This window comes from Stenotrophomonas sp. 96582_Sma, from assembly GCF_056480905.1.
On sequence record NZ_CM151122.1, the window covers coordinates 1,113,191 to 1,139,561 of the forward strand.

Genomic DNA, 26,371 nt, shown 5'->3' on the forward strand with positions numbered 1-26,371 from the left:
GGAGAATGCCGTTCTGGCAAATCCTGGGCGCTTCAGTCCTTTGCCTCACTGCGGCATCCCCGGCAAACGCGCGGGAGCGTCACGTCTGGGCAGCATCCGAGCTGGAGAAGATGCTTATCGCATTGGTCCTGGAGCAACCGCGCCACGGTAGTTGGCGTGGCGTCGAACGCTCGGATGTCGAGCGAAGATTCGGTGTACATCTGTCATCTCTGGATGTCAACTCGAGAACGATTCAGTCGAGGCTGCTGACACGTGAAGGGTGGTCCGCCGCAATCAAGGTGGAGTACAGGCGGGAAGGTCGCGCGGTGAAATTCGACGCATTGGCGTCCCGCCGATTCAACGATCTTGAACGGCCATGCACGTTCAAGGCTGACGCAATGACGTCTTCAATGCTGGCTGCGGGATTCCATGGAGGAAGGAACGCCGCGCCGCTCAGCCCGGACACCCGAACCTACTCTCGGGGTTCCGTCTCTGTCCATATCACGACGTTCGACGCGGCCATCAATGCCGCGCTGCCTGAACAGTGTGTAGATACCCTGACCATAGCCCCGCCGGAGCATGACAATGTCTGAACTTAGCATCAGGTTGAACACCTTGCTGGACCAGTTCGCATCGCGAAATGCGGATACGCGTACCGCAGCGCAGAGGCTACGTCAGGCAATTTCCTCGTCACCAAGCTTGGTCAAGCGCTTCGAATCGGCTATTGCCGAGGGCAAGTTGAAAACGATTGAGTTGCTGCCTAGATCGGCGACCGAAAGAGCTCATATGTCGGACGAGGGAGTGCTCGCGATAGGCCGGGATGCCGTCGTGGGCAACGCGACCACTGAGTTCATGGACCAGCTCCGCGATACCTTGGGGCACGAGATCGCGCATGCGCACTATAAAGGCTACGACTTTGCCTTGAATGTGCTGAGTGAAGAAGTAGAGAAGCTGGCGTTTGAGAGAACAGAGACTCGCAATTACACCGCGGTCCTCCAGAATTTCCTTGCTGCCGCACGAAGGAATGAGGCTGTCGCAGCTATCGGAGGCTGGAACGCCAACATTTCCAAGATGATCGCAGACAGTGGAGGCCGTCCTCTAGACCGAGCCGCAGTTCTGGAGAGGATGGCCCAAGTTAATCCGCGATGCGTCATCGAGGTCAATGGCGTCTATCAGATGGCTGCCGGAATCGTGCTGAATGCCGATCTCACTGCAAATGTTTCAGATCAATCCGTTGAAGCATTCGCAAAGTGCTACTTTGATGGCAGCAAGGGAAGCCTGGGGCCTCAAGGAAAGTCTTCCTACACCGATTACTACTTGTCCTACGGCGTCAGCCTGATTGTGCGCATGGAGCGCTACAACAACCAGTACGGGGATCCCGACAGGGCACTGGTACAGATCAATCTTGCCGCTCTGGGAACGACAGAGGCAGCGCTGGAGGTCGCGGGTCTGACATTCCAAGGCAAAGGAGATATCTTCTTCTATACCGACCTTGGTGGTGGCCCGAACAACGGCTTCCAGCGCAGCGGAACCACGACGGGGCCGCGATTTGATCCGGACCAATGGAATGCCTTCTTCGATCGTACGCGCCTGCAGCAGATTGCCCAGGCGGGTGCGCTTGGTGGGGTGATTGGTGGCGCAATCTCTTCTGCCCTGAAGTTGAATGACCCGGCATGGCAGGTCATTTCCTCGGCAACGCTGTCGACCATCGGAGAGAACTTCGCCGAGGCGATCTCGGCCAGGGGCCTCGGGGTTCGGCTGTCCAGTGGGGACTTCAGCAGCATTCTTGCCGATCTTCCTGAGGAGTTTCAGGCCAATCTCAGGAGCGCAGGGGCTGGAGCTGTCTCTTCCTACCTGACCGCAGAGCTGTTCAGGACACTGGGTATCGAAGGGACGCTCGGTGAAATTGCACAGACCGCTGCTGGTGCAGCACTGAGTCAAGTTATCCAGAATGCGAACCTGATCGCCGATGGTGCCAAGATCAGCGTGTTCGAAGGTCTGGGTGCAACGCAGATATTCAACGCAGTCGGTGGCTACGTTGGCGCACGGCTGGGCGCTAGTTTGGTCAAGTTCGATACGGTCGGAGGGCAAATCGGTGCACAGGTTGGTTCGGCGATCGGCGCCTATGTCGGTGCGTCCGTTGCGACCACCTGGGCTGCAGCAGGTAGCAAGGTCGGAGGTGCCGCGTATGGCGCAATCGGAGCGGCAATCGGTGCGCTGGTGGGCTACATCCTGGGCGGGCTCGTTGGCTCGTTCTTCTCAAGTGGCAAGCCGCGTTCGTGGGCGTCGGTCAGCTGGGAAGAGGCATCGGACGGCTTCGTGGTCACCGGCATTCGTTCCCGATCGGGTGGCTCCAAGGCTGGGGCGAGGGTTCTTGCCAATGCCGTAGCGGACAACCTCAACGCGGTGCTGAAGATGTCGGGAAGCCGTGTGGCTTCGGGGGCCAGCATCGATGGCGGTACCTACGGTACCTACGGAAAGGACTATCGATACTGGTCTGCAACGCCCGTCGGGTTTGCGACGGCTGAGGAGCTTATCGGTCACGGCTCTGCGCTGGCTCTGGCGGGGATGGCGGACAAGATGGTTGGCGGAAACATCTATATCAAGCGGGCCATCGTCCAACATCTGGGTATGTTGCCTTCGCCTCGCGGTTTCAATGTGACGTCAATGATTGGCGACTTGGCCATGGCTGCTGATTATGGTCAGTATGTAATGGATCCTTTCCAGGTCAATTCGCTCATCGCCGGTGCGCCAGACAGCGGGTTGGCAGCTCAATGGGCGATCACGCTTGCGCGTGCGATCGAATTGGGCCTCAACAAGCGCGCATCGACCGATTGGACAGGGGGATTTGCAGCGTGGATGGACCAGCTTCCTGACGGTGAGCTGGACGGGCGTGGCTTGAACGCCGCGAACGTCAGTGCGCGATACAATGCCATTGATGGCAGAAAGTTCGTCCTGACTGGCGGAAGCGACGAAGAGCTCTTCTCGATCAGCGACACCATCGTCACCGCGGATAAGGATCGCATTCTCGGTGGCATCGGCAACGACAGCATCATCGTCAATGGTGCCACGCTGTCCAGCACCACCGGCCTGCTGATCAATGGCAAGGCCGCCCCGGCCACCCATCGCATTGGCATCGCTGCGGTCATTGACGCCGGTGCTGGCGACGATCTGGTCCGCGGCGGAGACCTCGGCAACGATCTGCTCGGCGGCAGCGGCAACGACACCCTGGTGGGGGGCCTGCTCGATGACTGGCTGCTTGGCGGTGACGGCAACGACGTGCTGTTCGCCGGCAATGTCACCAATGTGAACTTCGCCATCGGTGATGCCAGCGCACAGGCGCTGGCGATCGCCGCGCGTGGTGGCAACGGCAACTACCTCGACGGCGGTGCCGGCGACGATCGCCTGTATGGCGGCACCGGTTCGGACTGGCTGGAAGGCGGCGCCGGCAACGATCTGCTGGTGGGTGGCGAGGGCGGCGACATCATCGCCGGTGGCGCCGGCGATGATCGGGGTGCCAATGGCGAAGCACGCCTGTTCGGTGGGGGCGGCGCGGACCAGTACCTGTTCCGGCTCGGTGACGGCCGCGACGTGATCTACGACGAAGAGGGCGCAGGCGCCATCCGTGGCAGCGGCGACAGCTTGAATGATCGCCTCGCCAAGATCGCCAATGGACAGCTGGCGCGCAACTGGGCCGGTGGCGGCGAGTACGAGGTCAACGGTTCGGTGAAGGGCGGTGAGGACGCGATCGTGTTCGGCACCGGCCTGTCGCTGCAGAACATCCAGATGCGCCGCTCCTCGGCCAGCGGTGCCGGCAACGACCTGATCATCGCCCTGGTCAGCTATGACGCCGCCGGCAACGCGACCTTCACCGGCGATGAGCTGACCATCAAGGACTGGTTCGAATCCTCGCATCGCGTGGAGTGGCTGCGGTTTGCCGATGGCGAGGACATCCGCATCGGCGACATGACCTCGTACATCATCGGCACCGGTGGCTCGGATGTGATCCTGGGCACCTACGGTGCGGACTTCCTCTATGGCGGCGCCGGCAATGACGAGATCCGGGGCCTGGCCGGCAATGACTTCGGCAATGGTGGCTCGGGCGACGATTTCGTTGCTGGCGATGGCGACCAGGACTGGGTGATGGGCGGCTCCGGCAACGACCAGGTGCTGGGCGGCGCGGGCAATGACACGGTGTTTGGCGATGATGGCAATGATCGTGTGTATGGCGGTACGGGTTCGGACCTGGTGGTCGGCGGCCGTGGCAACGACGAAGTGGTCGGCGGTGAAGGCGATGACGTCTTCCGCTACCAGCGCGGCGATGGCGACGACATCGTCATGGACGACTATGTCGACAACTGGGATCTGGTCTGGGAAAGGGGCGCCTATGTCAACGGCTATGTGCGCAATGCCGATGGCACTGTCAGCAAGGATGGCGTGGTCTACTTCGATGGCTCCACCTGGATCAGCCACAACGACTGGAATGATGAGGCGCAGGTGCTGCGCCGGCACAAGGGCGCGCTCAATGGCCTGATTGCGCGCAACGCGGGTGTTGATTCGCTGGAGTTTGGCGTTGGCATCGACATCCAGGATGTGATGTTGCAGCGCGATGGCAATGACCTGCGCCTGGTGATCGGCCGCGATGGTGAGAAGGAGCGCCTCTCGGCGTCCAGTGACCGCATCACAATCAAGGACTGGTACGCGCTGGGTGGATCGATCGAGAACATGGTGTTTGCCGCGACCGGCCGCCATGCGCTCACCGACATGACCCTGCTGGGGGGCGGCGATGGCAATGACACCATTGCCGGTACGGCCGGCAAGGACTGGTTGACCGGCAACGGTGGCGATGACGTCATCGACGGCGGCGCGGGCAATGACCTGCTGATGGGCAACGAAGGCGACGATACGCTGCGTGGCGGTGCGGGTGACGACATCCTGTACGGCGGCCAGGGCGATGATCTGCTGCACGGCGGTGCCGGCGCGGACACCCTGTTCGGCGGCGGTGGCGTGGACATCGCCTCTTACGCGGGAAGTGCGGCGGTGCGCGTTTACCTGGAAGGCACGTTCGCCAATACCGGCGACGCCAAGGGAGATGTCTACAGCAGCATCGAGGGTATTGAAGGCAGTGCCGGTGCCGATCGCCTCGGCGGCAGCATCGGCGCGGACGTGCTGCGCGGTGGTGGTGGCGCGGATGCGCTGTACGGCGGTGAGGGCGACGATGCCTATGAGTACAACGTCGGCGACGGTAGTGATGTCATCTATGAAGGCGCCTTCTATCTGGATGAGGTGATGTCCAGCTCAGGGACGTTTGGATCAGCCTACACGGCGTCCTGGGAGTATCTGGGCCTTGGCGAGACAACGGCGGGCAACAAGCATCAGTATCGGTTGACGGTCAAGGAGATCGCATCCGGCACCGTTGTCTACCAGAGCGTGGACAAGGTGGACTTCCTGTTTGACGCCCCAGTGGCGAACGCGCCAGCCTCCACCACGTGGCCATCGGCGCAGGGGCAGTTCCGTTCGTCGACCTGGCGAAACGGGCCAAATGGGCAACAGATCGTGCGCGAAGTGTTCCAGGCCACCGACGGGGGCCAGGATACGCTGGTACTGGGAGCAGGGCTCAGCCTCTCAAATCTTCGGTTGGCGCTGAGCGGGACGACGCTCCAGGTGGATGTCTTCGCCGCACAGAACGGTACGATCAAGCTCGCCAATCATACGAATGCCCAGCGTCGCGTCGAGTTCATGCAGTTGAAGGACGGACTGGTGCTGGATCTGCGCCAGTTCCGCCAGCTTTCCCAAGGCGGTAGCGCGAGTGACGATGTATTGTTCGGGTCCGATGGCGCGGACACGCTTACGGGTCTTGCAGGTCACGACGTGCTGGCGGGTGGAGATGGCAATGACACGCTGCGGGGCGGCGACGGCGACGACACGCTGGAGGGCGGCGCCGGTGCCGACATCCTCGACGGCGGCAGCGATCGCATCAGCCTCGGCCAGGCCGCGGTGGCGGGTGAAGCCTATGGCGATACCGTCCGATACGTGACCTCCACTGCGTCGCTGGTGCTGGACCTGGCTGCGGGTACTCTGTCGGGCGGGCACGCCGATGGCGATACCCTGGTTGCAGTCAACGGCGTCAGCACGCTGGAGAACGTAGTTGGCAGCGACGGCTTCGCCGATACGATCAGTGGTGATTCACGCGCGAATCGCTTGATCGGGCTGGGTGGCAACGACTGGCTGGATGGGCGGGGGGGCGACGACGTGCTCATCGGTGGTGATGGCAATGACACCCTGATGGGCGGCGACGGCAACGACGCGTTGTCCGGTGATGCCGGCGATGACCGGCTTGAAGGTGGCGGGGGCAACGATGTGCTGGCCGGCGGCGCCGGTGCCGACGAGCTTTACGGCGGGCTGGGCGACGACCAGATCAGCGGCGATGTGGGCAACGACAAGGCTTGGGGCGGCGAAGGCAATGACACCCTGGGGGGCCAGGACGGAGACGATCAGCTCTACGGCGAGGCCGGCAACGATACCCTGGTGGGCGGCGCGGGCGACGACCTGCTGGACGGCGGTACCGGCAACGACACCCTGGCCGGTGAGGCCGGCAACGACCTGCTGCGGGGCGGCGACGGCAATGACACCTACCTGTTCGATCGGGACGGCGGCAACGACCGGATCGAAGATGCACTGGGCGTCAATCGCATCGTGCTTCAGAACGTGGCCAACCACGAGGTCTGGCTGCAGAAGGTGGGCAACGATCTGCTGGTCAGCGTGATCGGGGGCAGCACGCGGATCACCATCGCGGGCTACTACACCGGCGCCAGCCGGATCACCGAGATCGCGACCGGTGCGGGCTCGCTGTTCCTTGCCCACGCCGAGCCGCTGCTCGCGGCAATGGCCGCAGAATCGGCGTCCGTGCCGGCCGGGATGTCCTCCAGCTTGCAGGGCCTGCTCGGCGGCTATTGGCAGAACTCGAGCAAGCCGGCACCGCTGGTCGAAACGCAGTACCTGGCCACCGACGAGGACGTGCCGCTCAGTGGCAGCGTCAATGCCGTCGACCATGACGGGAACATCACCGGGTACACGGTGATCACCGCCCCCGGCATGGGGACCGTCACGCTTAATGCGGCCACCGGCGCCTGGGTCTACACGCCGGCGGCGGACCGCCACGGCAATGACCATTTCGTGGTCCGGGTCACCGATGCCGACGGCAATACCGCCGACCAGATCGTCGATCTGGAGGTGCGCTCGGTCAACGACGCGCCCAGCGACATCCTCGCACCCGGTCCGCTGGCCGTGGACGAGAACGCCGCCAACAACCTGTCGCTGGGCCGCTTCGGCCATGTCGATCGCGACGGCGCGGAAGATACGGCCAGCTTCACCCTGATCAATGATGGCGGCGGCCGCTTCAAGCTCACCGCCGATGGCACGCTCAGCGTTCGTGATGGCACCAAGCTGGACTATGAGACCGCCACCGCGCACACCATCCGGGTGCGCGTGACCGACGGTGCCGGCGCGTGGTTCGAGAAGGACTTCAAGATCGACGTCCGCAACGTCAACGAGGCGCCGTTCACGCCGACCCGGCCACCGAACACTGCGGCCGTACTGGCCGGCGAGAAGACCGGGGCCGGTACGGTGGTGGGCACCTTCGTGATCGGGGACCCCGACAAGACCACGCCGACCCTGCAGCTGGTGACCAACCCGGGTGGCCTGCTGGAAGTGGTGGGCAACCAGGTGCGTGTGCGTGCGGGCGTTGCGATCGACTTCGAGACGCTGGCCGCCGCGCAGGGCGCGACCCTGGTCGATCTGGATGGCGATGGCATCAAGGAGGTGCTGCTGACCGCCAGCGTGAGAGCCTACGACGGCAGCCTGGCATCGGCTTCGACGCTCAGCTTCACCTATGCCATCGAAGACGAGAACGAAGCGCCGACGGCAGTAGTGTTCGCGGCCACCACCACCAGCCTCAGCGAAAACGATCGCGTTCCCACCGGCACTGCGCTGCCGGCGATCCTGCTCGGCACGCTGTCGGCCACCGACCCAGACACCACGGCAGGCACTGACTTCGCCACGATGGTGTACAGCGTGTCCGACAGCCGCTTCGAAATCATCAACGGCAACCAGCTGCGCCTTAAGGCCGGTGCGATCGTTGACTATGAAGCGGGAGGCAACGTCACCGTGACGGTCACCGCGACCGATCGCGGCGGCGCCGGATTGAGCGTCAGCAAGCAGTTGGTCTTCACCGTGGTCAACCGGGATGACTACCTGTACGGCACTGCCGCTGGCGAAACGCTGGTCGGCCAGGCCAACCGGGACGTGATCCAGGGGCTCGGCGGCAACGACATCATCAACGGCGGCGGTGGCAACGACGACCTGTACGGCGGCGATGGCGATGACAATCTGCGCGGTGAGGCTGGCGACGACAAACTGTGGGGCGAGCTGGGTCGCGACACGCTGTACGGTGGCGCAGGCGTCGACGAACTGCGTGGTGGTGATGGCGATGACAACCTGTATGGCGAAGACGGTGATGACCGCCTGTACGGCGACGCCGGCAATGACATCCTCGATGGCGGTGCCGGCAATGACCTGCTGGAAGGGGGCATCGGAAATGACACGCTGCGCGGCGGCGTCGGCAACGACATCCTGCGCGGTGGCGATGGCGACGATATCCTCGATGGCGGCGTCGGTGCCGACACCCTGTCCGGAGGCGCCGGTGTCGATACGCTGACCTACGCCTCGGCGACGGCGGGCATCGTGCTGAACCTGGCTACCGGAACACATGGCGGGGCGGCCGCCGGCGATGTGCTGGAAGATGCGTTCGAGCGCGTGATCGGCAGTGGGTTCGACGACGTCATCACTGGTGGCGCGGGGGATGATTACATCGAGGGTGGCGCGGGCAACGACAAGCTCTACGGCGGCGCTGGCAATGACACGCTGTATGGCGGTGATGGTGACGACCTGCTCGATGCGCAGGCAGGCAATGACACCCTGTATGGCGGCGCCGGTAACGACATCCTGATTGGTGGCGATGATAGCGACGTCTACTTGATCGACCGCAACTCCGGTGCCGACGAAATCCGCAACTACGACTCCAGTGGCGACGATATCGACGTCATCGGCTATCGCGACATCAGTCGCAATGATCTGTGGTTCAGTCGAACCGGCGACGATCTGGTGATCTCGGTGATTGGTACCAGTGTGGTGACCACGATCAAGGGCTGGTACACCACCACCAACGCCAATGATCGCGCCAACTACAAGATCGATTTCTTCCTGGCCGGCGAGCACGCCAGCAGCACGATCAATGCAGAGGCACTGGTCGCGTTGATGGCCGGCCGCACCAAGCCCGCCACGGTCGCGGCCTATCAGGCATTGCATGCCGACGGCACGTTCGAGAACCAGTGGCGGCACTACTGGGATGGCAACGGCCTGCCGTCGATCAGCATCGTGCCGGATCAGTCGATCAACGAGGATGGCCAGGTCGCCCTGCAGTTCACCGTCGGTGATGACCTGACCCCGGCGTCCGGGGTCACCGTACGTGCCGTGGCGGTGGATGCCACTGACCTCACGACGGTGGTGGCCTGGATGAATACTCCGACGATCACTGCGGGGGCCAACGGCGAGCGTACGGTGACGCTGGTGCCGAAGGGCAACGCCAGCGGACGCGTTGCGATCAAGCTGATCGCAACCGATGCCGGTGGGTTGGTGACCGAGCGCGTGTTCTTCATGAATGTGGCGCCGGTGGTGGACGCGCCGGTGATTACCCGTGCCGTGCAGGTCGGCAAGACACTTGATAGTGGCACGCTGACGCTGGATGTGCAGGCGGCGCTGTCCGATGCCGATGGTTCGGAGACCCTGGAGATCCGCATCTCGAACCTGCCGACCGGGCTGACCCTGAACAAGGGCACGAACCTGGGCAACGGCGTGTGGTCGCTGACGCTGGCGCAGCTGGCCGGTCTAGCGCTGGTCGGTCCGGCCACGTGGTCGGCCGACCTGACCGGCACTGCGGCGCTGACGGTGACTGCCATCGCCAAGGAGACCGCGACGGGCAAGACCAGCAGCAAGACGCAGACGCTGTCGGTCACCATCAATGCGCGTCCGACCGACATCACTGTCGACCGCGCGTTGAGTACGGTCGAGTCAACCGCGGATGCACCGGTGGCCAATGGCACGGTGCTCGGCAATTTCGCCCGCGTCGATGCGGACAACGATGGCTTCACCTTCAGCCTGACCAACAACGCCGGCGGCCGCTTTGCGATTTCCGCAGCCGGTGTGCTGACCGTGGCCAATGCCAGCCTGCTCGACTACGAGGCCAACACCTCGCACCAGATCGTGGTGCGGGTGACCGATTCGGGCGGGTTGACCCGCGACAAGACCTTCACCGTCGCGGTGACCAACGTCGATGAAGCCCCGGCCACGCCGACCGTCTCCAGCCAGCCGGTGGCGATTGCTGCGGAGAATGCAGCATTGGGTGGTGTGGTGATTGCCAACTTGGCTTCCAGCGGTGGCAATGGCACCTACAGCTATGTGCTGGAGGGCGACGCGCGCGGCTGGTTCACCCTGGTCGGCAACCAGCTGAAGTTCCGTGATGGCCTGGTACTGGATTTCGAGGCGCTGAAGGCCGCCGGCATGACCCTGAGCGATGCTGACAGCGATGGCCGCCAGGAAGTGGTGTACTCGGTGTCGGTGAAGGCGGTATCCGGTGGATTGACCTCGGCAGGTGCGCGCACCATTACCGTACGCCTGGAGGACGTCAATGACGCGCCTCATGGCATCACTGCCGACCGCTCGCTCAGCATTGCCGAGAACTCGGGCAACGGCACCGAGGTCGGCAGGTTCAGCGGCCAGGACCAGGACGTTACCGACGGTCTGACCTTCACCCTGGTCAACAACGCTGGCGGCCGCTTTGCCATCACCGCGGCTGGTGTACTGAGCGTTGCCAATGGCGGGCTGCTGGACTACGAGGCCGCCACTTCGCATGCAATCACGGTGAGGGTGACCGACACCCACGGCGCGACCCGCGACCAGGTGTTCCAAGTGGGCGTGTCCAACGTCAACGAAGCACCACGAACGCCGGACGTCGTACAGCACGTGGCGCTCACCTCCGAGAACACCGGCGTGTCCGGGCAGGTGGTAGCCACGCTGTCCTCGTCTGATCCGGACGGGACCGTACCCTCGTATCAGATCATCAACGACCCCTTTGCCTGGTTCGTCATTTCCGGAAACCAGCTCAAGTACAACGTCAGCAGTTTCGATTTCGAAGCGGTTGCACCGTACCTGCAGCTGATCGACGGCGACGGCGACGGCCAGCTGGAGGCTTACTACAACGTCACGGTCCGTGCCACGGATGGTGCGCTGGTGTCGGGCAATCGCGAGATCACGGTACGCATCGAAGACGTCAACGAGGCACCGACGACCTGGGGCCAGAGTCTGACGCTGGCCGAATCGGCGCCGGGCGCGGGCCAGACCGTGTTCCAGTTCACCAACTGGTCCGACCCCGACAGCCAGTGGTACAACCGCGACCACCGGTTTGCCATCACAGGTGGTGCCAGCAACCTGTTCGGCATCAACGCCACCACGGGTCAGATCGCGCTGCACGGGCAGCTGGACTATGAAACCGCGCAGAGCCACCAGATACAGGTGACGGTCACCGATCGTGGTGGCTTGTCCAGCAGCACCTGGGTGACGATCAATGTGCAGAACGTCAATGAGCGGCCGACGGTCGTGACTTGGCAGGATGGGAATTTCTATCAGGTGCTCTCAGCGAGTGACCAGGAGGACTTCTACGCCATCATGCATGTCACCAGTGCAGTGGAGTTCACTGGCATCTCCAGCCAGTATTGGGATACCTACTCGGGTGAAACCGAAATGCTCGATGGAGGTATTACAACGCGCGGTATCTCGGGCGATGGTTTCCTTACTTCTTACGGAAGCAACATCTTCGATTCGCGCATCGTGGGCCGTGGCGGCCGTCGAACGGAGATATCTGGAAACTGGGGCGATCCGCGAGGCAGCGGCGCGGGCTACTACCAGGAAACCTACTACGACACCTGGTATGAAATCGTCGTTCAGGCGGTGGATTCTGCAGGGCAGTGGAGTGATCCTTTGAAGTTTGTCGTCAACCAATGGGGCGGGCGCCTCGGTCCGGTCGTACTTGACCTGGATGGCGACGGCGTGGAGACCGTGGGCTGGGCGCAGAGCGCCACGCGCTTTGACATGGACGGTGATGGCGTGCGTGATCTGACCGGTTGGGTCGGGCCGCACGACGGTCTACTGGTGCTCGACCGCAATCGCAACGGCACGATTGATTCCGGCGCCGAAATCTCGTTCACGATGGATCTGGAGGGGGCCCATTCCGACCTCGAAGGTCTGGCTGCCTATGACAGCAATGGTGATCGGCGTCTGGATGCCAATGACGCCCGCTTCGGAGAGTTCCAGGTCTGGCGTGACGCCAACCGCGATGGCATCAGCCAGGCGGGTGAGCTGTTGACGTTGCAGCAGGCCGGCGTGGCGTCGATCAACCTCGATGCGCGCCGTACCGGGCAGATGCCGGGTACATCGGCGGACAACACCACCTATGCCAACGGTCAGTACACCCGTACCGATGGCACCCAGGCGGCGCTGTCGGACATGTTCTTCGCTTTCGGCGAGCGCGATGAGGAGGGCAACGGTGACGGCCTGAATCTGAATGCTGGCGCCGGCAAGGGCGGACGCGACCTGGGCAGCGGTGATGCCGCCTCCGGCCGGGTCAACCGTCGAGGCGGCGATCCACGCTTCGCGCCTGCAGCTGACCTGCCGCAGGCCCCGGTGGCGCAAGCAGTGACGGAACCGGGGGATCGTTTCGGTGGCGTTGAGCCCACAGCCGCCGAGCGGATGCAGCAATCGGCTCGTTCGGAACATCGTGCTCCCATCGACGAAAGCATTCCCTCCGGCCAGGCATCACAGCGCTCAGCCTTGCATGACAATCTGGCGCTGGCACAGAAGAAGCGGTTCCAGATGATCGAAGCGATGTCCACGTTCGACGCCCAGCCCTATGCCCAGGGCATCAGCACAGCGGCGCGCGATCCGGCCACCATGGAACTGTTGACCGCCATTCCCGACTACAGGATTTCCCGTTCATGATCACGTCCACGACCGCCACCGCCACCGCCACCACCACCGACGGGGCGCCGCGCACCGTTGCCGAGGCCCTCGGCCAGATCGTCTGGCTGCTTTCACAGTCGCCGCTGCACCGTGAGATGCAGTTGAAGGACCTCGAATGGTCATTCATGCCGCCGCTGCTGAAGGAGCAGTTCCGGGTGTTCCGTTTCGGCACCCTGCCGCCGTTGCCGGGCATGCAGGAGGCCGGTGCGGCCTTCGCCGGGGTGACCCAGCAGGCGCTGGAACAGTTGCCGCTTGGAGTTGCAATCTGGGCCAATTTGTCAGAGGAGGCCGAGCGCAAGCTGGAAGCCGGCGAGCGGCTGGAACTGGACGACTGGAACAGCGGCGATCGCCTGTGGCTGATCGAGTTCATCACTCCCTTCGCCCAGCCCGGCAACGGCCTGGCCGAGGCCATGCTGGGCGATCTGCTGACCGGGCCGTTCGCGGGGCGCAGTCTGTCCATGCACCGGACCGATCCGGCCACCGGCCGGCGTGACAAGGTGACCCTGGGCGGCGTGCCGTCGCAGGCGGCCTGATCCGGGAGAGGTGAACGTCCGCCCCGGTCGCCACGCTGGCGGTCGGGGGAGTAGAGGCAAGCCCGGTGGGCCGGGGCTCGATGATAGAATGCCGGGTTTCTGGCAGTGCCCACCCATGGGCGGCCGGGTATCGGCAACTCCGGCTGTGTGCTATGACAGGCACCAGCCCCCGGACAATGGAATCACTTACCTATGGCGCGCGGCATCAACAAAGTCATCCTGGTCGGCAACCTCGGCAACGACCCGGACGTGAAGTACACCCAGAGCGGCATGGCGATCACCCGCATCAGCCTGGCCACCACCAGCGTCCGCAAGGACAAGGATGGCAACCAGCAGGAACGTACCGAATGGCACCGCGTGGTGTTCTTCGGCAAGCTCGGCGAGATCGCCGGCGAGTACCTGCGCAAGGGCAGCTCGGTCTACGTCGAAGGCAGCCTGCGCTACGACAAGTACACCGGCCAGGACGGCGTGGAGAAGTACTCCACCGACATCGTTGCCGATGAAATGCAGATGCTGGGCGGCCGTGGTGAAGGCGGCGGTGGCGGCGGTGGCGGCAACTACGGCGGCGATCGCCCGCAGCGCCAGCAGGCGCCGCGCCAGGAGTACGGCGGCGGTGGCGGTGGCCAGCGCGGCGGCCAGGGCGGTGGCTATGGCAACCAGGGCGGCAACCAGGGTGGCGGTTACGGCAACCAGAGTGGCAACCAGCGCCCGCAGCCGCAGCAGGCGCCGCCGATGGATGACTTCGCTGACGACGATATTCCGTTCTGATCGAACGCTCGTTCGCAGCAGAAAAGAAAGCCCCGCTCATGCGGGGCTTTTCTTTATCCGGAATCCCTTCGGAGTTGTGCCCCGCAGCATCGGTTTTCGTGCACCGCGACTTGCAAACAGACAATTTCCTCCCCTATGGTGCAATCGATTGCATTGCTGTGAATCGTTGCGTTTGATACCGGTTGGGAGGCCGGCAGGTGGATGTCCATCCATTCGATCAGACCGGCCCCGGCGACGGGCCTCACGCGGCGCGATGCGTTGCGCATGGCGGTTGCTGGAGGCGTAGCTCTGGGTACTGCGGGAGCGTTGCCTGCATTCGCCGCCACCGCAGCGCTCAAGGGCAACCTGAAGCACTCCGTGGCCCGCTGGACGTTCCCGCAGCTGTCCGTCGCCCAGCTTTGCGCGACGGTGAAGGACATCGGCTTTGCCGCGATCGACCTGGTCGGCCCGGAAGACTGGTCCACGCTGAAGGCGAATGGCGTGTACAGCTCGATGTGCAACGGCGCGGAGCTGGGCCTGACCAAGGGCTTCGCCGGCCGCGAATTCCACGACCAGCTGGTGGAGCGTTACACGCGGCACATCGATCTGGTCGCCGATGCCGGCTACCGAAATCTCATCTGCTTCTCCGGCAACCGCAACGGCATGGACCCCGCCGAAGGCATGGCCAATGCCGAGGCCGGCCTCAAGCGCATCCTCGGGCACGCCGAGAGGCGCGGGGTGGTGCTGGTGATGGAGCTGCTGAATTCCAGGGTCGATCATCGCGACTACCTGTGCGACCACTCGGCATGGGGCGTGGAGCTTTGCCAGCGACTCGGCTCGGACAACTTCGGCCTGCTCTACGATATCTACCACATGCAGATCATGGAGGGCGACATCATCGCCACCATCGGCAAGCATCACGCCTGCTTCAAGCATTACCACACCGCAGGCGTGCCCGGCCGGAACGAGATCGGAGACCAGCAGGAGCTCCACTATCCGGCCATCTGCCGCGCGATCCGCGACACCGGTTTCAAGGGGTATCTGGCGCAGGAGTTCACGCCTGCAGCGCCCGATCCCGTTGGCTCATTGCGCGAGGCGATCCGCCTCTGCGACGTCTGAAACGATATCCACCCAGGTGAGAAACCCATGGCAGATAATCATTACGACGCCATTGTTGTTGGCTCGGGAATCAGTGGCGGTTGGGCGGCGAAGGAGCTGACCGAAAAGGGCCTGAAGGTCCTGATGCTGGAACGCGGACGCAACATCGAGCACGTCAAGGACTACGTCAATGCGATGAAGGAAGCGTGGGACTTCCCGCATCGCAACCGGCCAACGCAGGCGATGAAGGCCGACTTCCCGGTGCTGATGCGCGACTACGGCCTGGCTGAGAATCTGGAAGGGATGTGGGCCAACGAACAGGACTCGCCCTACATCGAGACCAAACGTTTCGACTGGTTCCGTGGCTACCACGTCGGCGGCCGCTCATTGCTATGGGGCCGGCAGAGCTATCGCTTCTCCGACCTGGATTTCGAGGCGAACCTCAAGGACGGCATCGCGGCCGATTGGCCCATCCGCTACGCCGATATCGCGCCGTGGTACGACCATGTGGAAAAGTTCGCCGGCATCGCCGGCACGCGCGAAGGACTGGACGTGTTGCCGGACGGCGAGTTCCTGCCGCCGATTCCCTTGAATATCGTCGAGAAGGATGTGGCCGCGCGTATCAAGAAGGCCTTCGGCGGAACGCGCCATATGATCCACTCGCGCACTGCCAACATCACAAAGCCCATGCCGGAACAGGGCCGCGTCAACTGCCAGTACCGCAACAAGTGCATCCTGGGTTGCCCTTTCGGCGCTTATTTTTCCACCCAGGCAGCGACACTGCCGGCGGCGATGAAGACCGGCAACCTGACCTTGCGGCCGTTCTCGATCGTCAAGGAAGTGCTCTACGACAAGGACCGCAAGCGTGCCCGCGGTGTGGAGGTCATCGATGCCGAAACCGGCCAGACCTACCAGTACACGGCCAAGGTCATCTTCCTCAACGCGTCGTCGTTCAACTCGACGTGGCTGTTGATGAACTCGGCCACTGATGTGTGGGAGGGCGGGCTGGGCTCATCGTCGGGCGAGCTCGGGCACAACGTGATGGACCATCACTTCGGTGCGGGCGCCTCCGGCCGGGTCGAGGGTTACGAAGACAAGTACTACTTCGGGCGTCGCCCCTGCGGCTTCTACATTCCGCGTTTCCGCAACGTTGCGGCCGACAAGCGCGGCTATCTGCGCGGGTTCGGCTACCAGGGCGGTGCCAGCCGCACCGGCTGGTCGCGCGAGATCGCCGAGCTGAACATCGGTGCCGATCTGAAGGAGGCGCTGACCGTGCCCGGTGACTGGCGCATCGGCATGACCGGGTTCGGTGAAATGCTGCCGCACCACGACAACACGATCCGCCTGGACCGCGACCGCAAGGACAAGTGGGGTCTGCCGGTGCTGGCGATGGACGTTGCCATGCGCGCCAACGAACTGGCGATGCGCAAGGACATGGCCGCCGATGCCGCCGAGATGCTGGAGGCGGCCGGCGTCAAGGACGTGAAGATGCACGACAACGATTACGCCCCGGGCAAGGGCATCCACGAAATGGGGACCGCGCGCATGGGACGTGATCGGAAGAGCTCGGTGCTGAACCAGCACAACCAGGTCTGGGATGCACCCAATGTCTATGTGACCGACGGGGCCTGCATGACCTCCAGCGCCTGCGTGAATCCTTCGCTGACCTACATGGCGCTGACGGCTCGGGCCGCAGATCATGCGGTGCGCGAACTGAAAGCGGGGAATCTCTGATGGATCGCCGCGAGCTGTTGAAGATGATCGTCGCCGCCACCGGTGCGGCCATGGTTGGGTTGCCTGCCCTTGTGCAGGGTCAGGCACCGGCGGGCGCCACCAAGATTCATTTCTCCGATACCGACGTCGCTACGCTGGACGAGATCGCCGAGACCATCCTGCCGCGGACCCGGACACCAGGGGCGAAGGATGCCGGCGCCGGCCTGTTCATGGCGACGTTCGTCACTGACTGCTACACCGCCCGGCAGCAGGCGGCGTTCCGCGCAGGGCTGACCGATATCGACAAACGGGCCGGTGGCCGCTTCGTGTCGCTCACGCCGCACGCCCGCTCCGAATTGCTGCGCACGCTCGATGCAGAAGCCAAGGCACGTCATGCCGATGTGACCGAAACCGGTACGCCTGAAGAAGGCGAGGCGATGCCGCACTACTTCACGATGCTCAAGCAGCTGGCCATCTTCGGCTTCTTCACCTCCAAGGTCGGTGCCACCGGGGTGCTGCAGTACGTTGCCGTGCCGGGGCGCTACGACGGCGATCTTGCTTATGTTCCCGGCACGCCCGCCTGGGGGACCAGCTGATGGAGTGCAACAGGATGATCAAGCCGCTGCTGATCGCGGCCACCGTGCTGGCCGCCGCACCCCTGTTCGCGCAGAACGGTGCCGACGCCGCGCGCGATCCGAAGAAGACCGAGGTGTGGACGCCGGTGCCTGCGACCGTTGCCACGCCGCCAGGCAAGGCACCGTCCGACGCAATCGTGCTGTTCGATGGCAAGGATGTCTCCGCGTGGGAGTCGGAGCAGGGCGGGCGCGTGCCCTGGAAGATTGCCGATGGCGCCATGACCGTCGTGCCCGGCAGCAAGGGCATTCGCACCAGGCAACGCTTCTGCGACGTCCAGCTGCATGTCGAGTGGCGTACGCCCACCGACACGAAGGGCTTCGACGGACAGAACCGCGGCAACAGCGGCATCTTCCTGCAGGAGCTGTATGAACTGCAGGTGCTCGACAGCTACAACAACCCGACCTATGCCAATGGCCAGGCGGGTTCGATCTACAAGCAGGCCATGCCGTTGGTGAACGCCTCGCGCGCACCGGGACAGTGGCAGGCCTACGACATCCTCTGGAAAGCACCGCGCTTCTCGGCGGGCGGTGGGCTTGTCTCGCCCGCGCGCATCACGGTACTGCACAACGGCGTGCTGGTGCAGGACGACACTGTGCTGGCCGGCAAGACCGAATACATCGGTGCGCCTTCCTACGCGCCGCATGGGTGTGCGCCGCTCTATCTGCAGGAACATGACTCCAGGGTCAGCTACCGCAACATCTGGGCGCGCGAGCTGTAGGGGCACGCGGCCGGCGTGGTCGCCGGCCGCTTACTTCGCCAGGTAGCTGGCGATGTCATTGATCTCCTGCTGTGACAGCTGGGAGAAGGGCGGCATCAGCCCGCCGCCCTTGCTGATCTTTTCCTTGATCTGTGCGGGTGCCATGCGCTTGCCGATATCGGTGAGCGCCGGGAACGCGCCCGGCATGCCCGCACGATCGGCGCCGTGGCAGGCCACGCAGTTCGCGGTGTAGAGCTTTGCACCCGCAGCCGGGTCGTCCTTGCACCAGGCGGTTGTCGCAACGCTCATGCCGCCCAGGGCCACCGCCATTGCCAGGATCATTTTCATGTGGGGCTCCTTGATGCGTCAGCGCCGCGCACGGGCGGGCACGCGGGTGGTCAGGTGTTCACGCAGATAGTCCGCACCGGTCTGGATGATCCTGGCCGGATCGCGTGGCTGGTCGTGCTCGATGATGTACCAATGCACGCCGGCGGCTGCCGCAGCAGGCAGGATCGCGTTCCAGTCCAGCACGCCCTGGCCCACCGCGGCGAATCCGCCTTCGTCCTGGGCCTGGCCCTTCGGTGCATTGTCCTTGGCGTGTACCGCGAACACGTGGCCGCGGAACTTTGCCAGCATCACTGCCGGGTCCAGGCCTGCACGCGCGACCCAGGCCAGGTCCAGCTCGGTCTGCAGGTCTGGACCGGCGGCGGCGAACAGCAGCTCCAGTCCGGTCCTGCCGTCGAAGTCGGCCAGTTCGAAGTCGTGGTTGTGGTAGGCCAGGCGCATGCCCTTGCCGCGCACCTGCTTTGCGATGCGGCCCAGTTCCTGGCCCAGGGCGGTCCAGCCGGCGGCATCGCCCGGGCGATCCTTCTTGTCCAGGTACGGCACCACCAGCGTCGTGTTGCCGATCGACCGGTTGAAGGTCACCACCCCATCCAGGTTGCTGCGCAGCTCGGCCAGCGGCACATGCGATGAAATTGCCTTGATCGAATACCGGTCCAGCAGCTGCTTGAGCTCGGCGGCGCTGGTGTTCTGCGTGCCGACCGTTTCCACCGCATGGACGCCAGCGTCGTGGACGATCTTCAGCTGCTGCTCGAGCGAGCCGGCATCGCGCAGGGTGTACATCTGTACCGCGATCGGCTTCTGCGTGCTGACAGCTTCGACTGCAAAAGCGGGCAGGGCAGCGAGCAGCAGAATGAGGCTTGCAGTTCCATGGACAAGGGCTTTCATCAACAGATCCTCCCGGGTTTCAACCGATGGTGGTCCAGGTACGCGACCTGGCCGATGCAATGACACGATCGACGATCTGCGCCGAGCGCAGGCCGTCCTCGAAGGTGGGCAGGCCCCGCGGCCGCTCGTCGTCGATGGCGCGATAGCTGTCGGCGACGAATGCTTCGAAGCACTGGGCGTAGCCCTGCGCGTGGCCGGCCGGCAGCACGGAAAGGCGGCGTTGATCGGCACTGCCGGCGCCTGGTCCGCGCACGAAGACCTCCTCGCGCTGGTCGGGCAGGCCGATCCACAGGCGCTCGGCGTCCTCCTGGTTGAAGGCCACACTGGCGTTGGCACCGTCGATCTCGAACCAGAGGCGGTTGTGGCGTCCGGCCGAGACCTGGCTGACCGTCAGAGATGCCAGCGTACCGGCGCCGGTCCTGAACATCGCCGCCGCTACGTCCTCGCTCGTTACCGCCTGCATTGCGCTGGCTGCGGTTGGCGTGCTGAAGCTCTGCCCGCTGACGGCGCCGCGCTCGGCGATGACCGTAGAGAACGCCGCGCTGACCTCGGCGAAGCGTTCGCCGCTGACCCATTCCACCAGGTCGCACCAGTGCGAGCCGATGTCGGCGAACACGCGCGATGCGCCACCCAACGCCGGGTCCACGCGCCAGTTGTTGCTGGCCGGGTCCAGCAGCCAGTCCTGCAGGTAGCTGCCATGGATCAGGTGCAGCGGCCCGAGATCGCCCTGGGCGATGCGTGCGCGCGCCTCGCGCACCACCGGGTGGTAGCGGTAGACGAAGGGGACCGTGGCAACCAAGCCGGTCGAGGCGGCCAACGCCGCCAGCGCCTGCGCATCGTCCAGCGTGGTCGCCAGCGGTTTCTCGCAGATCACGTGCTTGCCGGCTTCCAGCGCGGCCTGCGCCATCGCGCGGTGCAGATGGTTGGGCGTGCAGACATGCACGACCTGCACCTGCGGATCGGCGATCACCTCTTCGATATCCCGATAGGCGCGCGGGACATTCCACAGCTGCGCCATCTCACGCGCGCGCTGCGCTGACGAAGCGGCAACGCCGCGTACCTCGGCACCGGCGAGCAAGGCCGCGCGGCGGTGCACGGCGCCGATCATGCCGGCGCCGACGATGGCGATTCCAAGCTTTGGCATCGGCTGTGGTCCTCAGCGTGTGGAAGATGCGGCGGCCACGGCGGGCCGGTCGCGGAACAGCAGCAGGAAGGCGATCAGAACCACCAGCGCGACGCCAGCCGGGAACAGCCATATCTGCTGCCAGTCGGGGCCGGCCTCGGTGGTGAAGTGCTCCACCACCGCGCCGGACAGGAAGGTGCCGATCAGCATGCCCACGCCGTACGTGGCCAGGGTGATGAAGCCTTGCGCGCTGCTGCGCGCGGCGGGGCCGGCGTGGGCATCGGTGTAGATCTGGCCGGTGACGAAGAAGAAGTCGTAGCAGATGCCGTGCAGCACGATGCCGATCACCAGTAGCGGGAAGCCGCTGCCTGCATCGCCGAAGGCGAACAGGACGTAGCGCACCACCCAGGCCGCCATGCCGACCGCCAGCATCGTCTTGACGCCAAGGCGAACGAACAGGAACGGCATGGCCAGCATCAGCAGCACCTCGGAAACCTGGCCCAGCGACTGCAGGCCCGCGGCGCCGCGCACGCCCAGGTCGTTGAGATACGGATTGGTGAAGTTGTAGTAGAACGACAGCGGGATGCAGATGGCGATGGACGCCAGGAAGAACACCAGGTAGGCGCGCGACTTCAGCAGCCGCAATGAATCCAGCCCGAGGATCTGCCCCAGCCCGGCATCGCGCTGCTGTGCCAGTGGCGGCGTGTGTGGCAGGGTGAACGCATACAGGCCCAGTACCAGCGATGCCAGCGCCGCCATGCGGAACGTCAGTTCAAGCCGATGGGCCTGCTCCCATCCCAGCCAGCCGATCAGCACGCCTGCGACAATCCAGCCGATGCTGCCGGCCACGCGTACCAGCGGGAACTGTTTCTCGGGCGACTGCATGTGCCGCATCGCCACGCTGTTGGCCAGTGCCAGCGTGGGCATGAACAGCAGCATGTAACCCATCACGTAGGCCGAGAACATGCTGAAGCTGGAAGCAGTGGACGCCAGCCACATCAGCACCGCGCCGGCCAGGTGCAGCACCGCGAGGATGCGCTGCGCGGCGAAGTAGCGATCGGCGATCAGGCCGACCAGGAAGGGCGCCACGATCGCGCCGATGGACTGGCTGAGGAAGGCCGTTGCGACCTGGCTGGCGCTGGCCTGCAGCGGGCCCTGCACCAGGTACGTTCCGAGGGTCACGAACCACGCTCCCCAGATGAAGAACTGCAGAAACATCATCGCGCCCAAGCGCGACATGGCGTGCGACATGGCTTGCCCTCCCGGGGCGGTAATGGCTCAGATTCCCAGCATGTGGCGCAGTGATGCGGCGTCCGTGCCACTGTCGGCAAAGTCATCGAAGGCGCGCTCGGTCACCCGGATGATGTGGTCGCGAATGAAGGCGGCACCTTCGCGTGCGCCGTCCTCCGGGTGCTTCAGGCAGCACTCCCATTCCAGTACCGCCCATCCGGGGAAGTCGTACTGCGCGAACTTGGAGAAGATCGCCTTGAAGTCGATCTGGCCGTCACCGGGCGAACGGAACCGGCCCGGACGATCGATCCAGTCCTGGTAGCCGCCATAGACGCCGCTGCTCGCGCTGGCGCGATACTCCGCGTCCTTGACGTGGAAGATGCCGATGCGCGCGTGGTAGCGGTCGATGAAACCCAGGTAGTCCATCTGCTGCAGCAGCAGGTGGCTGGGGTCGTACAGGATCTTCGCGCGGGGGTGATGGTCCACCACATCGAGGAAGCGTTCAAAGGTCGCGCCGTCGTGCAGGTCCTCACCCGGGTGGATCTCGAAGCACAGGTCCACGCCGCAGGCGTCGAACGCATCCAGGATCGGGCGCCAGCGGCGGCCGAGTTCGGCGAAGGCTTCTTCCACCAGTCCCGGTGGACGCTGCGGCCAGGGATAGAAATAGGGCCAGGCCAATGCGCCGGAGAACGTGGCATGCGCGGTCAGCCCCAGGCGCTGGCTGGCTTTGGCGGCCAGCAGAAGCTGCTCGACTGCCCAAGCCTGGCGGGCAGCCGGATCGCCGCGCTTGTCCGCCGGCGCGAATCCGTCGAACAGGCTGTCGTAGGCCGGATGCACCGCGACCAGCTGCCCCTGCAGATGGGTGGACAGCTCGGTGATCTGCACGCCATGACCGGCCAGCATGCCGGCGACGTCGTCGCAGTACGCCTGGCTGCGCGCGGCCTCGGCCAGATCGAACAGGTGGGGCGCGCCGGTGGGGACTTGTACGCCAGAATAGCCCAGACCCGCGGCCCATCCGGCCAGCGTGTCCAGCCGATCAAAAGGAGCCGTGTCGCCGATGAACTGCGCCAGGAACAGCGCTGGACCCTTGAGCGTCTTCAACGTGATTCGCCCTCGATGCAATCGATTGCATTATCCTAGCAGGGGCTCACGCAGGACCTGTTGTGCACTGCACAGCAGACAGGAGAACTAACGCCATGGCCACCATCTACGACATCGCGAAGCACGTCGGCGTCTCCGCAGGCACGGTGTCGCGGGCGCTTTCCCGGCCGGACAAAGTGCTGCCGGCTACCCGCGCGCGCATCGAGCAGGCCGCCGCCGCACTGGGCTATGTGCCCAACACAGTGGCCCGCACGCTCAAGACCCAGCGCAGCGGCAAGATCCTGGTCACCGTCCCGGACATCGCCAATCCGTTCTTCGCGCAGATCCTGCAGGGGGCGGAGGACGCCGCACAGGCGGTCGGCTATGCGGTTCTGCTCGGCGATACCCAGCATCAACCCGACCGCGAGGAGCGCTATGCGCAGATGCTTCGGCGCAACGAGGCCGACGGCATGATCGTGCTGGGGCACCGCCTGCCGCCCACGGCGCGCGAGATCGTCCAGCAGCGCGGTGCCGCCGCGCCGGTGATCAACGGCTGCGAGTTCGACCCCGCACTGGGCATTCCCAGCGTCCATATCGATAACGCCGCGGCCGCGCGCGTGGTGATGGAACATCTGTATGGGCTGGGACACGAGCGGATCGCCGTGGTCGGCGGACCGCCGGACAATCCGCTGCACCAGCAACGGCTGGAAGGGGTGCGGGCGGCTGGCAAGGCGCGTGGACGCCTGCGCCAGCTGAACATCGTGCCCGGTGACTTTTCGGTGGAATCCGGCCATGCGGCTGCCATGGCGCTGCTGGACGGCATGTCTGCGCCAACGGCGATCTTCTGTTTCAGCGATCAGATGGCGCTGGGCACCCTGGCGGCCTGCCGCGATCTGGGCATCCGCGTGCCGGAGGACCTGTCCATCGTCGGCTTCGATGATCTGGCATCTTCCCGCTACCTCACGCCGCCGTTGACCACCATCCGGCAACCGATGCGGGAGATCGGTGAGCGCGCGGTCAACCTGCTGCTTGCCATCATCGAGCACATGGATGTGCCGCTGCAGCAGACGCTGGATTTCAGCCTGATGCTGCGGGGTTCAACGGCGCCACCCAGGCGTGGGTGAGGCAGGGTAACCGCCGTGAATCCTTGATCCCGAATTGACGCAGAGCTGTCAGACTCACCAGAGGCCGCCCGGCAAGGGCGTGCGATCGCGCAAGGGGGTCGGCAATGCCGTTCTTGACGGACTCGACGGAAGTCGCGGTCGAAGGCATCGGCGCGGCACGTCGCATCGGCTGGATGCGCTTCGTGGGCAATGGGCTGGGCGCGATTCCCATCGCCTCGATCATTCTTGAACGTCAGGACGGCCCGTGGGCCTGGGTGTTGCTGCTGCTCAACGCGCTGGCCTGGCCGGCGCTCGCGCTGGTGCTGACCCAGCGCGAGCGGCAGCCTGCGGTGGTCCAGTTCCGTTGCATGGTGGTTGATTCCTTCTTTGGCGGTGGCTGGATCGCCTTCATGGGGCTCAGCGTGGTACCCAGTGCGTTGTTCGCCGCGCTGCTGGTCGCCGACAAGATCGCCGCCGGTGGGGTGAAGCTGGCGGTACGGGCCACACTGGCACTGGTAGCGGGATTCGCGCTCACCTGGTGGGGGCTCGGGTTTCCTTACCAGCCGGTGTCATCGCAGCGCACGATCGTGCTCAGCGTGCCGTTCCTGTTCGTCTACGGCATCGGCCTCAGCATCCTCAGCTGGCAGCTGGCGCGGCGGGTGAAATCGCAGAACCGCCAGTTGAAGCGGCTGAGCCGCATGGACCCGCTGGTGGAGCTGGCCAACCGCGGCTTCCTGATCGTCCGTGCGCAGCAGGCACTGGACAAGGCGCAGGGGCAGGGTGGTTTTGCCTGCCTGCTGATGCTTGATGTGGATGACTTCAAGCGCATCAATGACTCGCACGGTCATCGCGCCGGGGACGAAGTGCTGCGCCATATCGCCTCCACCTTGCGCGCCTTCGCCCGGCCCGGCGATACCCCTGCGCGGCTGGGAGGCGACGAGTTCGTCGTGCTGCTGCAGGACTGTGCGCCCGTCGATGCGATGCATGTGGCAGAGCGGGTTCGGCTGCAACTTCTGGAGGCAGCACGGCAGGCAACCCCGGGCATCGAGTTCAGCGTCAGCATCGGAATCGCGGCGACGCCGCGCGGTGGCAGCGTCGAGGACTGGCTGGCACTGGCCGACCGCGCGCTGTACCACGCCAAGCGCCAGGGCAAGAACAACGCCAGCTATGGCGAATGAGGTGTTGACACGTCTCTGGCGCAGGCCAGCAGCTGGGCGGCCGTTGCCGGAGGCTTGCAGCGCACCGCCAACTGCAGCGTAGTGGTCGGCATGCCCAGTTCCAGCGCAACAAAAGCCAGGCCGCTGCGGTGCATGCTCTGCATCGAGGCCGGCACGATGGCGATGCCCAGGCGGGCAGCGGCAAGGTTGATCGCCGAAGCCACCTGCGGCGCTTCCTGCTGGATGGTAGGCGCAAAGCCCTGGCTGCGGCAGGCAGCGACGACGTCTGCACTCAGGCCCTGGCCCGATTTCCGCGAGAACAGGATGAAGCGCTCGTCGCGCAGCTCGATCAGCGCGATGCTCGTCCGGCACGCCAACGGGTGATCGGCCGGCAGTACTGCCACCAGGGGTTCGGCACTGAGTTGCTGTGTCATCCGTTCACCGGTATCGGAAAACGGCGGGCGCACGATCACTGCATCGAGCTCGCCATCATCGAGGCGCCGGACCAGGGATTCACTGCCATCTTCTACCAGCCGCACCTGCACTGCCGGATGCGCCCGCTGGAAGCTGCGCATCAGCGCGGTGACCGCCTCGTTGTAGGTCGCCGATTCGGTCAGCCCCAATGTCAACGTGCCGACCTCGCCGCGTGCGGCGCGCAGCGCCTCCTCCTTGGCCTGGTCGACGCGCGCGAGGATGTCCTCCGCGGCTTTCCAGAATACCTGGCCAGCATCGCTGAGCACGATGCCGCGTCCCTGCCGGTGGAACAGCGGTGTGCCGATCTCTTCCTCCAGGGCGCGGATCTGCTGCCCGAGCGGCGGCTGGGCGATATGCAGGGCCTCGGCGGCCTTGGTGAAGCTCTGCAGCTGGGCAGTCATGACGAAGTAGCGCAGGTGCCGCAGTTCCATTGGAACCTC

General features: G+C 64.6%; 16 protein-coding genes. 10 read left to right on the forward strand and 6 right to left on the reverse strand.

Annotated elements, in window-relative coordinates; all coding sequences use genetic code 11:
- Positions 1-5: 5 nt before the first annotated feature.
- From ACZK2R_RS05130 to ACZK2R_RS05165, 8 genes are all read left to right on the forward strand, one after another.
- Positions 6-572 (forward strand): hypothetical protein, encoded by a 567-nt coding sequence (locus ACZK2R_RS05130; protein WP_125893701.1) that lies wholly within the window; start codon positions 6-8, stop codon positions 570-572.
- Positions 565-13,089: a cadherin domain-containing protein gene (locus ACZK2R_RS05135; RefSeq protein WP_478487786.1), complete on the forward strand. Its 12,525-nt coding sequence runs from the start codon at positions 565-567 to the stop codon at positions 13,087-13,089. The genes ACZK2R_RS05130 and ACZK2R_RS05135 overlap by 8 nt, the downstream gene beginning before the upstream one ends.
- Entirely contained in the window at positions 13,086-13,643 is a 558-nt protein-coding gene (locus tag ACZK2R_RS05140; RefSeq protein ID WP_180837913.1) for a toxin-activating lysine-acyltransferase, read from the forward strand. Before ACZK2R_RS05135 ends, ACZK2R_RS05140 begins: the two co-directional genes overlap by 4 nt.
- 192 nt (positions 13,644-13,835) lie before the next feature.
- Positions 13,836-14,411: a single-stranded DNA-binding protein gene (locus ACZK2R_RS05145; RefSeq protein ID WP_180837914.1), complete on the forward strand. Its 576-nt coding sequence runs from the start codon at positions 13,836-13,838 to the stop codon at positions 14,409-14,411.
- Between the two features lie 201 nt (positions 14,412-14,612).
- Entirely contained in the window at positions 14,613-15,509 is an 897-nt protein-coding gene (locus tag ACZK2R_RS05150) for a hydroxypyruvate isomerase family protein (RefSeq protein ID WP_180837915.1), read from the forward strand.
- Positions 15,510-15,536: 27 nt separating this feature from the next.
- On the forward strand, positions 15,537-17,222 hold the full coding sequence (locus ACZK2R_RS05155; RefSeq protein ID WP_125893709.1) for a GMC oxidoreductase: 1,686 nt from the start codon (positions 15,537-15,539) through the stop codon (positions 17,220-17,222).
- Positions 17,222-17,797, forward strand: coding sequence for a gluconate 2-dehydrogenase subunit 3 family protein (locus ACZK2R_RS05160; RefSeq protein ID WP_125893711.1), 576 nt, complete (start codon positions 17,222-17,224; stop codon positions 17,795-17,797). The genes ACZK2R_RS05155 and ACZK2R_RS05160 overlap by 1 nt, the downstream gene beginning before the upstream one ends.
- Positions 17,798-17,811: 14 nt before the next feature.
- Positions 17,812-18,555 carry a 3-keto-disaccharide hydrolase gene (locus tag ACZK2R_RS05165; RefSeq protein WP_253145364.1) on the forward strand — a complete coding sequence of 248 codons (744 nt, stop codon included), beginning with the start codon at positions 17,812-17,814 and terminating at the stop codon, positions 18,553-18,555.
- Positions 18,556-18,585: 30 nt separating this feature from the next.
- Here ACZK2R_RS05165 and ACZK2R_RS05170 read toward each other — a convergent pair whose 3' ends face one another.
- Genes ACZK2R_RS05170 through ACZK2R_RS05190 form a run of 5 tightly spaced genes read right to left on the reverse strand, consistent with a single transcriptional unit; the run spans position 18,586 to position 23,218 of the window.
- On the reverse strand, positions 18,586-18,882 hold the full coding sequence (locus tag ACZK2R_RS05170; protein WP_125893715.1) for a c-type cytochrome: 297 nt from the start codon (positions 18,880-18,882) through the stop codon (positions 18,586-18,588).
- Between the two features lie 18 nt (positions 18,883-18,900).
- Complete coding sequence (locus ACZK2R_RS05175; RefSeq protein ID WP_125893717.1) at positions 18,901-19,764, reverse strand: sugar phosphate isomerase/epimerase family protein; 864 nt, start codon at positions 19,762-19,764, stop codon at positions 18,901-18,903.
- A gap of 19 nt (positions 19,765-19,783) precedes the next feature.
- Positions 19,784-20,908: a Gfo/Idh/MocA family protein gene (locus ACZK2R_RS05180; RefSeq protein ID WP_125893719.1), complete on the reverse strand. Its 1,125-nt coding sequence runs from the start codon at positions 20,906-20,908 to the stop codon at positions 19,784-19,786.
- A 12-nt stretch (positions 20,909-20,920) separates the two neighbouring features.
- Complete coding sequence (locus ACZK2R_RS05185) at positions 20,921-22,138, reverse strand: nucleoside permease (protein ID WP_125893721.1); 1,218 nt, start codon at positions 22,136-22,138, stop codon at positions 20,921-20,923.
- Between the two features lie 27 nt (positions 22,139-22,165).
- A complete protein-coding gene (locus ACZK2R_RS05190; RefSeq protein ID WP_180837916.1) occupies positions 22,166-23,218 on the reverse strand; it encodes a sugar phosphate isomerase/epimerase family protein in 1,053 nt (350 codons plus the stop codon).
- 95 nt (positions 23,219-23,313) lie between these two features.
- On the opposite strand from ACZK2R_RS05190, the gene ACZK2R_RS05195 reads away from it, so the two are divergent.
- Both ACZK2R_RS05195 and ACZK2R_RS05200 read left to right on the forward strand, forming a co-directional pair.
- A complete protein-coding gene (locus tag ACZK2R_RS05195) occupies positions 23,314-24,321 on the forward strand; it encodes a LacI family DNA-binding transcriptional regulator (protein ID WP_049422751.1) in 1,008 nt (335 codons plus the stop codon).
- Positions 24,322-24,425: 104 nt separating this feature from the next.
- Positions 24,426-25,478 carry a sensor domain-containing diguanylate cyclase gene (locus ACZK2R_RS05200; RefSeq protein WP_180837917.1) on the forward strand — a complete coding sequence of 351 codons (1,053 nt, stop codon included), beginning with the start codon at positions 24,426-24,428 and terminating at the stop codon, positions 25,476-25,478.
- Here the strand turns inward: ACZK2R_RS05200 and ACZK2R_RS05205 are convergent.
- Positions 25,466-26,362 (reverse strand): LysR family transcriptional regulator, encoded by an 897-nt coding sequence (locus ACZK2R_RS05205; protein WP_180837918.1) that lies wholly within the window; start codon positions 26,360-26,362, stop codon positions 25,466-25,468. The genes ACZK2R_RS05200 and ACZK2R_RS05205 overlap by 13 nt on opposite strands.
- Between the last annotated feature and the right edge of the window lie 9 nt (positions 26,363-26,371).